The organism is Nocardioides sp. (assembly GCF_036374615.1).
Taxonomy (GTDB): Bacteria; Actinomycetota; Actinomycetes; order Propionibacteriales; family Nocardioidaceae; genus Nocardioides.
Genome location: NZ_DASUTK010000193.1, coordinates 1 through 9,026, shown reverse-complemented (window position 1 = coordinate 9,026; position 9,026 = coordinate 1). Strand labels below are relative to the sequence as shown.

At 70.3% G+C, this 9,026-nt stretch carries 8 protein-coding genes; 5 read left to right on the top strand and 3 right to left on the bottom strand.

The genetic code is table 11. The annotated features are described in order from the left end of the window. Positions 1 to 45 precede the first annotated feature (45 nt). The 3 genes from VFZ39_RS14985 to secA all read left to right on the top strand — a co-directional run bounded on the left by VFZ39_RS14985 (position 46) and on the right by secA (position 4,969). Positions 46 to 735: a response regulator gene (locus tag VFZ39_RS14985; protein ID WP_414690302.1), complete on the top strand. Its 690-nt coding sequence runs from the start codon at positions 46 to 48 to the stop codon at positions 733 to 735. A gap of 40 nt (positions 736 to 775) precedes the next feature. Beyond that, positions 776 to 2,026 (top strand): winged helix-turn-helix domain-containing protein, encoded by a 1,251-nt coding sequence (locus VFZ39_RS14980; protein ID WP_330866579.1) that lies wholly within the window; start codon positions 776 to 778, stop codon positions 2,024 to 2,026. A gap of 78 nt (positions 2,027 to 2,104) precedes the next feature. Continuing rightward, a complete protein-coding gene (gene secA / locus VFZ39_RS14975; protein ID WP_330866578.1) occupies positions 2,105 to 4,969 on the top strand; it encodes a preprotein translocase subunit SecA in 2,865 nt (954 codons plus the stop codon). A 10-nt stretch (positions 4,970 to 4,979) separates the two neighbouring features. Here secA and VFZ39_RS14970 read toward each other — a convergent pair whose 3' ends face one another. Beyond that, positions 4,980 to 6,452 carry a carotenoid oxygenase family protein gene (locus VFZ39_RS14970; protein WP_330866577.1) on the bottom strand — a complete coding sequence of 491 codons (1,473 nt, stop codon included), beginning with the start codon at positions 6,450 to 6,452 and terminating at the stop codon, positions 4,980 to 4,982. A gap of 79 nt (positions 6,453 to 6,531) precedes the next feature. Here VFZ39_RS14970 and VFZ39_RS14965 point away from each other — a divergent pair, with 79 nt between their 5' ends. Further along, positions 6,532 to 7,128, top strand: a complete 597-nt coding sequence (locus VFZ39_RS14965) for a TetR/AcrR family transcriptional regulator (RefSeq protein WP_330866576.1) — start codon at positions 6,532 to 6,534, stop codon at positions 7,126 to 7,128. A 9-nt stretch (positions 7,129 to 7,137) separates the two neighbouring features. Here VFZ39_RS14965 and VFZ39_RS14960 read toward each other — a convergent pair whose 3' ends face one another. Both VFZ39_RS14960 and VFZ39_RS14955 read right to left on the bottom strand, forming a co-directional pair. Continuing rightward, the gene (locus tag VFZ39_RS14960; protein ID WP_330866575.1) at positions 7,138 to 7,635 is read right to left on the bottom strand and encodes an Rv3235 family protein; all 498 of its coding nucleotides are present in this window, start codon (positions 7,633 to 7,635) and stop codon (positions 7,138 to 7,140) included. An 11-nt stretch (positions 7,636 to 7,646) separates the two neighbouring features. Beyond that, positions 7,647 to 8,309, bottom strand: coding sequence for a LysM peptidoglycan-binding domain-containing protein (locus tag VFZ39_RS14955; protein WP_330866574.1), 663 nt, complete (start codon positions 8,307 to 8,309; stop codon positions 7,647 to 7,649). 117 nt (positions 8,310 to 8,426) lie between these two features. Here VFZ39_RS14955 and VFZ39_RS14950 point away from each other — a divergent pair, with 117 nt between their 5' ends. Continuing rightward, positions 8,427 to 8,960, top strand: coding sequence for a hypothetical protein (locus VFZ39_RS14950; RefSeq protein WP_330866573.1), 534 nt, complete (start codon positions 8,427 to 8,429; stop codon positions 8,958 to 8,960). The last annotated feature ends 66 nt before the right edge of the window (positions 8,961 to 9,026 follow it).

Here is a 9,026-nt window from a genome sequence, read left to right as displayed (position 1 = left end):
TGTGACGGGGCGACCTGGCACTCGGGCCACAGAGGTCGTGTCATGATGACCGGCGTGACGAACGGTGGGGACGGCAGCGAACCGGTACGCGTCCTGGTGGTGGACGACCAGGAGCTGTTCCGCCGAGGACTCACGATGCTGCTCGCGAGCGAGGACGGCATCGACGTGGTCGGCGAGGCGGGCGACGGGATCGAGGGCACGACCCTGGCCGAGTCCGTGGCGCCTGACGTGGTGCTGCTCGACGTACGCATGCCGCGGCGGTCGGGCATCGAGGCCTGTCTCGCGATCAAGGAGAGCGTGCCGTCCGCGAAGATCATCATGCTCACCGTCTCCGACGAGGAGGCCGACCTCTACGAGGCTGTGAAGAGCGGCGCGTCCGGGTACCTCCTCAAGGACTCCTCGATCGAGGAGGTGGCGCAGGCGGTCCGCGTGGTGTCGGAGGGTCAGTCGCTGATCAGCCCGTCGATGGCGGTCAAGCTGATCGATGAGTTCAAGCAGATCTCGCGTCCCGAGAAGGGCGCCGTCGGCGGCGGGCTGCGGCTCACCGACCGCGAGCTCGAGGTGCTCCGCCTGGTCGCGACCGGCATGAACAACCGCGAGATCGCCAAGCAGCTGGTGATCAGCGAGAACACCGTCAAGAACCACGTGCGCAACATCCTCGAGAAGCTCCAGCTGCACTCGCGCATGGAGGCCGTCATGTATGCCGTCAAGGAGAAGCTCCTCGACCTCCCCTGAGGCCCAGGGACTGTCACCGCGTCGTGGTTGAGTGCTACCCGTGACGCAATCGATCAGTCGCGCCCAAGCACGCCGGATCGCGCTCGCCGCGCAGGGGTTCCTCGACCCGGCTCACTCGGCGCCCACGATGCGCACGTTCGCGCGCACCCTCGAGCGCACCGGCGTGCTCCAGGTCGACTCGGTCAACGTGCTGGCCCGGGCGCACCTGATGCCGCTGTACTCGCGGATGGGTCCCTACGACCTCCGGCTCCTCGAGCGCGCCAGCACCGGCACCCGCCGCCGGGTGGTCGAGTACTGGGCGCACGTGCAGGCGTTCATGCCGGTCGAGCTGTGGCCCTACATGCAGTTCCGCCGCGACCACTACCGGCGCCAACGCGGCAAGTGGGGGTTCAGCGCGCACCAGGGGCTCGAGGAGGGTGTGCTGGCGGCCGTGCGCGAGCGTGGTCCGGTCACCGCCCGCGACCTCGACGCCGAGTTCAGCGGGCCGCGTAGCAAGGAGAACTGGGGCTGGAACTGGTCCGAGGCACGGCAGGCCCTCGACTACCTCTTCCTCGTCGGCGACGTCGCGATCGCGGGCCGCAACAGCCAGTTCGAGGTCCGCTACGACGTGCCGGAGCGGGTGCTGCCCGGAGCCGTGCTCGAGCACCCGGTCCCGACCATCGAGGAGTCCGGCCGGGAGCTGGTCCGACGGGCCGCGCGCTCGCACGGGATCGGTACCGCGGCGTGCTTCGCCGACTACTACCGGATGCGCACGGTCCCCGGGAAGAACGGGGAGCCGTCCGCACAGCAGGCGATCGCCGAGCTCGTGGAGGCCGGCGAGCTGGAGCAGGTCTCGGTGGAGGGGTGGCGCAAGCCGGCGTACCTCCACGTCGACGCGCGCCGACCCCGCAGGGTCAGCGCGAGGACCCTGCTCAGCCCGTTCGACCCGGTGGTGTGGCGACGTGACCGCACCGAGACGCTCTTCGACTTCTTCTACCGGATCGAGATCTACGTCCCCGCCCCACAGCGCCAGTACGGCTACTACGTGCTGCCGTTCCTGCTCGGCGACCGGATCGTCGCCCGGGTGGACCTCAAGGCCGACCGACTCGGCGGGAGGCTCCTCGTGCAGGGTGCCTTCGCCGAGGAGGGGGCGCCGCCGGAGACCGCCGGAGAGCTGGCCACCGAGCTGTGGCGGCTGGCGGGATGGCTGGGCCTGTCCGACGTCACGGTCGCCGACCGGGGTGACCTCGCCCGGCCACTCACCGCGGAGCTTCTCCACGGGAAATCAAGCGAAGCTTCGAGCGCTGGGTAGCATGGCCGACGGCCGTCCGGCCGTTTCACGGCCGCCAGACGCCGCATCCCTCAGCACCAACCCAGGAGTCAGTCCCCAGTGCCTGCCATCATCGACAAGATCCTCCGCATCGGCGAGGGCAAGATCCTCCGCCAGCTCGAGTCGGTCGCGGAGGCCGTCAACGCCGTCGAGGACGACTTCGTCGCCATGAGCGACGACCAGCTCCGCGGCATGACCGACGAGTTCCGGACGCGGCTGGCCGATGGTGAGACGCTCGACGAGATCATGCCCGAGGCGTTCGCGACGGTGCGCGAGGCTGCCAAGCGGGTCATCGGTCAGCGTCACTTCGACGTGCAGCTCATGGGTGGCGCGGCGCTGCACCTGGGCAACATCGCCGAGATGAAGACCGGTGAGGGCAAGACGCTGGTCGCGACGCTGCCGGCGTACCTCAACGCCCTGGAGGGCAAGGGCGTCCACATCGTCACCGTCAACGACTACCTGGCGAAGTACCACGCGGAGTGGATGGGCCGGATCCACCACTTCCTCGGCCTCACCACCGGCGTCATCCTGCCGCAGATGAAGAAGGAGGAGCGCCGCGAAGCCTATGCCTGCGACATCACCTACGGCACCAACAACGAGCTCGGGTTCGACTACCTGCGCGACAACATGGCCGGCTCCCTCGAGGAGTGCGTCCAGCGCGGTCACAACTTCGCGATCGTCGACGAGGTCGACTCGATCCTGATCGACGAGGCCCGGACGCCGTTGATCATCAGTGGCCCGACCCAGGACGAGGTCCGTTGGTACGGCGAGTTCTCCAAGATCGCAGCCAAGCTGACGCGCGACGTCGACTACGAGGTCGACGAGAAGAAGCGCACCATCTCCGTGCTCGAGCCCGGCATCACCAAGGTCGAGGACCACCTCGGCATCGAGAACCTGTACGAGTCGGTGAACACGCCGCTGATCTCCTTCATGCACAACTCGATCAAGGCCAAGGAGCTGTTCCACAACGACAAGGAGTACGTCGTCATGAACGGCGAGGTGCTCATCGTCGACGAGCACACCGGCCGGATCCTCTCGGGTCGCCGCTACAACGACGGCCTGCACCAGGCGATCGAGGCCAAGGAGGGGGTCGAGATCCGCGAGGAGTACCAGACGCTCGCGACGATCACGCTCCAGAACTACTTCCGCCTGTACAAGAAGCTCTCCGGCATGACCGGTACCGCCATGACCGAGGCGAGCGAGTTCGACAAGATCTACAGCCTCGGCGTGGTCCCCATCCCCACCAACAAGCCGATGGCCCGGATCGACCAGTCCGACCTCGTCTACCGCACCGAGGAGGCGAAGTACGACGCTGTGGTGGAGGACATCGCCGAGCGGAACCGCCGGGGGCAGCCGATCCTGGTCGGCACGGTCTCGGTCGAGAAGTCCGAGCACCTCTCCAGCAAGCTGAAGCAGCGCGGCATCCCGCACACGGTCCTCAACGCCAAGCAGCACGCGGACGAGGCCAAGGTCGTCGCGCTGGCCGGCCACAAGGGCGCGGTCACGGTCGCCACCAACATGGCCGGTCGTGGTACCGACATCATGCTCGGCGGCTCGGTCGACTTCCTCGCCGACCAGGAGCTGCGCAAGCAGGGGCTCGACCCGGTCGAGAACCCGGAGGAGTACGACGCCGCGTGGCCCGAGACCGTCGAGCGGGTCAAGGGGCAGGTCGCCGCCGAGCACGACGAGGTCCGCGACCTCGGCGGCCTCTACGTGATCGGCACCGAGCGGCACGAGTCCCGCCGGATCGACAACCAGCTGCGCGGCCGCTCCGGCCGACAGGGCGACCCCGGGGAGTCGCGGTTCTACCTGTCGCTGCAGGACGAGCTGATGCGACTCTTCAAGTCCGACTGGGTCGACCGGATCCTGACCGTCATGCGGATCCCCGACGACGTCCCGATCGAGAACAAGCGCGTCACGAACGCGATCGCCAACGCGCAGGGCCAGGTCGAGTCGCAGAACTTCGAGTCGCGCAAGAACGTCCTGAAGTACGACGACGTGATGAGCCGCCAGCGTGAGGTCATCTACGGCGAGCGGCGCAAGGTCCTCGAGGGCGCCGACCTCGAGGCTCAGGTGCGCGGCTTCATCGACGACGTCGTGGCCGGGTACGTCGCGACCACGACCGAAGACCTCGCCGAGGAGTGGGATCTCGACGCGCTGTGGAGCGCCCTCGGGCAGCTCTACGACATGGGGATCGACCAGGCGTCGTACGTCGAGAAGCACGGCGGCCGCCCGGGGCTCTCACGCGAGCAGCTGACCGAGGACCTGCAGGCCGACGCCCAGGCGGCGTACGACCGCCGGGTCGCGGAGGTCGGCGACGAGGTGATGCGCGAGCTCGAGCGTCGGGTCGTGCTGTCGGTGCTCGACCGCAAGTGGCGCGAGCACCTCTACGAGATGGACTACCTGCGCGAGGGCATCTACCTGCGGGCCTACTCCCAGCGCGACCCGCTCGTGGAGTACCAGCGCGAGGGCTTCGACATGTTCGCCGCGATGATGAACGGCATCAAGGAGGAGTCGGTCGGCTTCCTCTTCAATCTCGAGGTGTCCCTCGACGAGGACGACGAGGACGACGGGGGCGAGGAGGAGATCGAGGTCGTCGAGCCGCTGCAGCAGGAGGTGCCGGCGTTCGGCACCCCCGCCCCTGCCGGGGCTGGCGCGGCGACTCGCGAGGCTCCCCACATCCACGCCAAGGGGCTCGAGCGTCCCAAGCAGCCGCAGCGCCTCACGTACACCGGCCCGGAGGAGGGCGTCGGCGCCGTCGGCGAGGAGAACGCGGCCACGCACACGACTGTCACCAACGAGGGTGACCCGTACGCCGGCGTCGGCCGCAACGCCGAGTGCCCCTGCGGCTCGGGCAAGAAGTTCAAGAAGTGCCACGGCGCACCGGGCGGCCCGACCGGACTGACGGCTCGCGCCAACGGCTGACCTGGCGCTACTACTCGCTCCAGTTGCCGTGGAAGCCGGCCGGCACCCGGCCGGGCAGGTGCACGGACGCGACGTCCTCGAGGCTGGCCGCGTCCAGAAGCCGCAGGTGGCTGCGGCCCTCGGCACGGTCGTGGACGTATCCCATCAGCACGCCGTCGCCCTCCGTGGTGCCGTCCGGGGCCGGCACGAAGCAGAACTCACTCGCCTCGGTGCCGCGGCCGAGGCTTCGGCTCTCGGTCGTTCCCGCGACCAGGTCGTGCCGCAGGACCGTGTCGCCGGTGGCCCCGCCGTCGAAGCCGACGGCCCACCCGTAGCGGTGGGGGCGGCCGGTCAGGCGCTCGTCGTGGCGCGGGAACTCCTGGGACCGCTGGTCGAGACTGCTCCCGTGGGCACGCCCGGTCGTGAGGTCGAGGGTGAACCGGGTCATCGTCGCCGGGCCCTCGTCCGGACCGTTGAGCACCGTCTCGAACATCTTCGGGTGCCGCACCACGTCGACCACGACCCGGTCGTCGTCGTCGTACGCGTTCAGGGTGTGGAAGACGTAGCACGGGTCGATCTCGAACCAGCGGACTGCCTCACCCTCGGCGTCGCGTGGGAGCAGGCCGATCCGGGCCGGGTAGTCGGGGTTCCAGCGGTAGGGGAGCGCCGGTGATCCGCCGCCGCTGCCGCGTGCGACCGCGGCGATGAGCGGCTCCGGCACCGGGTTGCGGCCGATGATCCGGTTGAGGACGGATCGCACGACCGGTCGGATCGGGCGTGGGACGTCCGCGGTCGCCATCGCGATGTCGAAGGTGACCGGGAGGTCGAGGATCACGGCGTACCGCTCGGTGAGCGCGAAGTCGTGCATCATCGGGCTGCCATGTACCTCGATGTCGACGCTCCGCCTGATCCTGCCGTCGGTGCCGAGGACGGAGTAGGCCACACGGTTGCCGCGCATCCAGGTGTAGGACACCGCGTGCAGCTCCCCGGTGCTCGGGTCGCGGTGCGGGTGGGCGGAGTAGCCGGGCTTGCCGGGAGCGCTCGGGAGGGTGCCGCCGAAGTCGCACGGACCGACCGTGTCCAGGTCGTGGGTGAGCTCGTACGGCGGGGTCCCGGCCTCGACCAGGGCGAGGGTCCGCCCCGCGTGCTCGAGCACATTGGTGTTGGCGGGGAAGTCCAGCGCACCCGGGGTGCCGCGCACGGGCTCGCAGAGCGTCTCGGCGACCGAGCGAGACCGCACCCAACGGTTGCGGTACCACTGCGCCCGGCCGTCGCGGAGTCGGACTCCGTGCACCATGCCCTCGCCCAGGAACCAGTGGTGCCGATCCCCGGGGTCGTCGAGTGGGTTGGGCCCGATCCGCAGGTAGCGACCGTCGAGGTGCGCGGGGAGGGTGCCGGTGATCGGGAGGTCGGTCGCGGTGAGCTCCTCTGCGACCGGCGCGAAGTTGTCGCGCAGGTAGCGATTCGTGGTGGTGGTGGAGCGAGCTGAGCTGGTGGTCGTCATGACCTCTCCCTGGGGACGGCGTACGGATAACGCTGTTATCGCTCCCTCAACATAACGCTGTTATGACAGACTGTCCACCATGAGCTCCCCGGCCCCCACGGACCAGCCCGAGATCCGCCGTCGACTGATCGAGGAGGCGGCGCGGATCCTGGGTGAGGAGGGCCCGAGCGCGCTCTCCGTGCGGCGACTGGCAGCCGGGGCGGGCACCTCCACCATGGCGGTGTACACCCACTTCGGCCGGATGTCGGCGGTGGTCGACGAGGTCGCGACGGAGGGCTTCAGGCGGCTGATCGACCGGGTCGACGCGGTGGGCCTGACCGCCGACCCGCTGGCGGACCTGCGTCGGATGGCGGGCGCCTACCGTGAGAACGCGCTGGCGAACCGCCACCTCTACGGCGTGATGTTCGGGGCCGTCAGCGTCCGTGGGCTCGGAGGTGACGGTCCCGACGAGGAGGTGTCGCGGGCAGCATTCGAGCAGCTGGTGGCGGCGATCGCCCGTGCGCAGGACGCGGGCGGGCTGCGCCCCGGCGACCCGGCCCCGGTGGCAGCTCAGTTCTGGAGTGCGCTGCACGGTTACGTGATGCTCGAGCTCGCGGGCATGGACCAGGTGGTGGACGACCCCGAGCACACCGTGCTGTGGTCGATGCTCGCCAACCTGCTCAGCGCGCTCTCCTGACCCGCCGGTCTACGCGAACTCCATCGCCACGGCCACCCACCGCCCCGAGCGCTGCTCGAACCGGATCGCCAGCGCGCGCGACCGCCGTCCGTACCGGACCCGCACGCTGACCTCCGCCACGCGTTCGTCCAGCCAGCAGGTGTGCGCGCTCTCCACCAACGGCCGCACCTGCTGGACCCGGGCGGACGTGGAGTCGCGCAGCACCGCCGAGCGGACGACCTGGGCGCGCCGGCCGAGATCCTCGTAGACCTCAGGCGAGGTCCAGCGCAGCAGCTGCGAGACCGGCCGGTCGCCACCTGCGATCTCCACGGCAGCCTGCGCGAACCGCGGTGCCCACGACTCGAGCTCGTGACAGCCGGGACGGGTCGGGTCCGGTACGGCGCTGAGCGGTGGCTCGTACGGCTCGCTCGCCCCCTCCAGGTCGAGCGCGAGCGTGCCCTGCACGGTCGCCACCGGCACTGGCTGCCGCAGCGGTACCACGCGAAGGTACGACGACTTCTCGGACATGAGTGCTCCTCTCACAGCTCGCCCGGGGCCGGCTGGGGCAGGACGAGACGCTGGCCCGGTCTGATCAGGTCCGGGTCCGCCCCCACGACGTCCCGGTTCGCGTGCCAGATCTCCTGCCAGCGCCGCCCGACCTCGGCGGCGTCCGCCGTGGGCGGGAGCGTGCGCTCGGCGAGCCCCCAGAGCGTGTCGCCCGGCGCCACGAGCACGGTCGATCCTGCCGCGGCCGGCACGCGCCGGACCGTGTGCCGCTCGAGCAGTCCCAGCCACTGGGTCGTGGTGGTGGTCCGGTCGGGGACCGGCAGCCCGACCAGCAACGCGGCCGTCGTGGCGGGGCGGGGTCCCGGGTCCGTCGTCGCGCCCGCCTCGGCGGGGGCGAGCAGGCCGCCGGCGAGGGTGATGCCGCAGGCGGCGAGCACCACCCGTCGTACGAAGGGCGGCACCGTTGCGTGAGCACCCGGTCCACCGCGAAGCGCCTCGAGCACCACCAGGGTGGTGAGGGCCCACAGCCAGCCGATGCACGCCGCGGCCGCGACCCCGCATCCCGTCACCAACCACCCCGTGAAGTCTGGCCGGGTCGGGGCCGCAGGGACGGACCAGAGGAGGAGCGCGGCGGCCGCGGCGGTGACCGTCGCCCATACGGCGAGGCACCGCCCCGCTGATGCCACACGTTCCATCCCGAGAGCCTTCCGTTTGCTTACGTTTGATGAAGTCAACGATGTTTTGAGCCGATACGCAACCGGTCGTCCACAGGTGAGCCGACGCTGCCGCCCTGTGTGGCAGGCTCGCGGGCCATGAGCTGGGACGAGGAGCTGTTCGCCGTTCTCGACGACCTCGAGCAGCAGGCGGAGGCGCTCTACGCCGCCGAGCGCGACGCCGAGCTCGCGGACCGGGCCCGTGCCGAGTACGGCGCGATCACGCTCGCGAGCCGGCTGATGGCGTCGGTCGACGAGGAGCTGACGCTGGGTGTCCTCGGCGTCGGACGGCTCGCCGGCACGCTGCTCCGGGTGTCGAAGGGCTGGCTGCTGCTCAGCGCGGGCGGCAGCGAGTGGGTGGTGCCGTTGTCGGCGGTCGCATCGGTGGGTGGTGCCTCGGCGCGCTCGGTGCCCGAGGTCGCCTGGTCACCGATCACCCGGCTCGGGCTGGGTTCCGCACTCCGTCGGCTCAGCGAAGCGGCTGAACCGTGCATGGTCCACCTCGTCGACGGCAGCGTCCACGAAGCGCGGGTGTCCAGGGTCGGCGCCGACTTCGCCGAGCTGTCCGTGGCGGCCGGGCGGGTCGAGCTCGTCGCGTTCGCGGCACTGGCAGCGGTCCGGAGCCGTCGGTGACGCCGGCCGGCATGCCCCCCTAGCCGCGGCGTGTGCCTGAGAGTGCGCCAGAGCGCACTCTCAGGC

Bases quoted from the DNA above. Each gene is read 5' to 3' on its own strand.
- VFZ39_RS14985 (WP_414690302.1), top strand. From the start codon at position 46: ATGACCGGCGTGACGAACGGTGGGGACGGCAGCGAACCGGTACGCGTC.
- VFZ39_RS14970 (WP_330866577.1), bottom strand. From the start codon at position 6,452: ATGACGACCACCAGCTCAGCTCGCTCCACCACCACCACGAATCGCTAC.
- VFZ39_RS14965 (WP_330866576.1), top strand. From the start codon at position 6,532: ATGAGCTCCCCGGCCCCCACGGACCAGCCCGAGATCCGCCGTCGACTG.
- VFZ39_RS14960 (WP_330866575.1), bottom strand. From the start codon at position 7,635: ATGTCCGAGAAGTCGTCGTACCTTCGCGTGGTACCGCTGCGGCAGCCA.
- VFZ39_RS14955 (WP_330866574.1), bottom strand. From the start codon at position 8,309: ATGGAACGTGTGGCATCAGCGGGGCGGTGCCTCGCCGTATGGGCGACG.
- VFZ39_RS14950 (WP_330866573.1), top strand. From the start codon at position 8,427: ATGAGCTGGGACGAGGAGCTGTTCGCCGTTCTCGACGACCTCGAGCAG.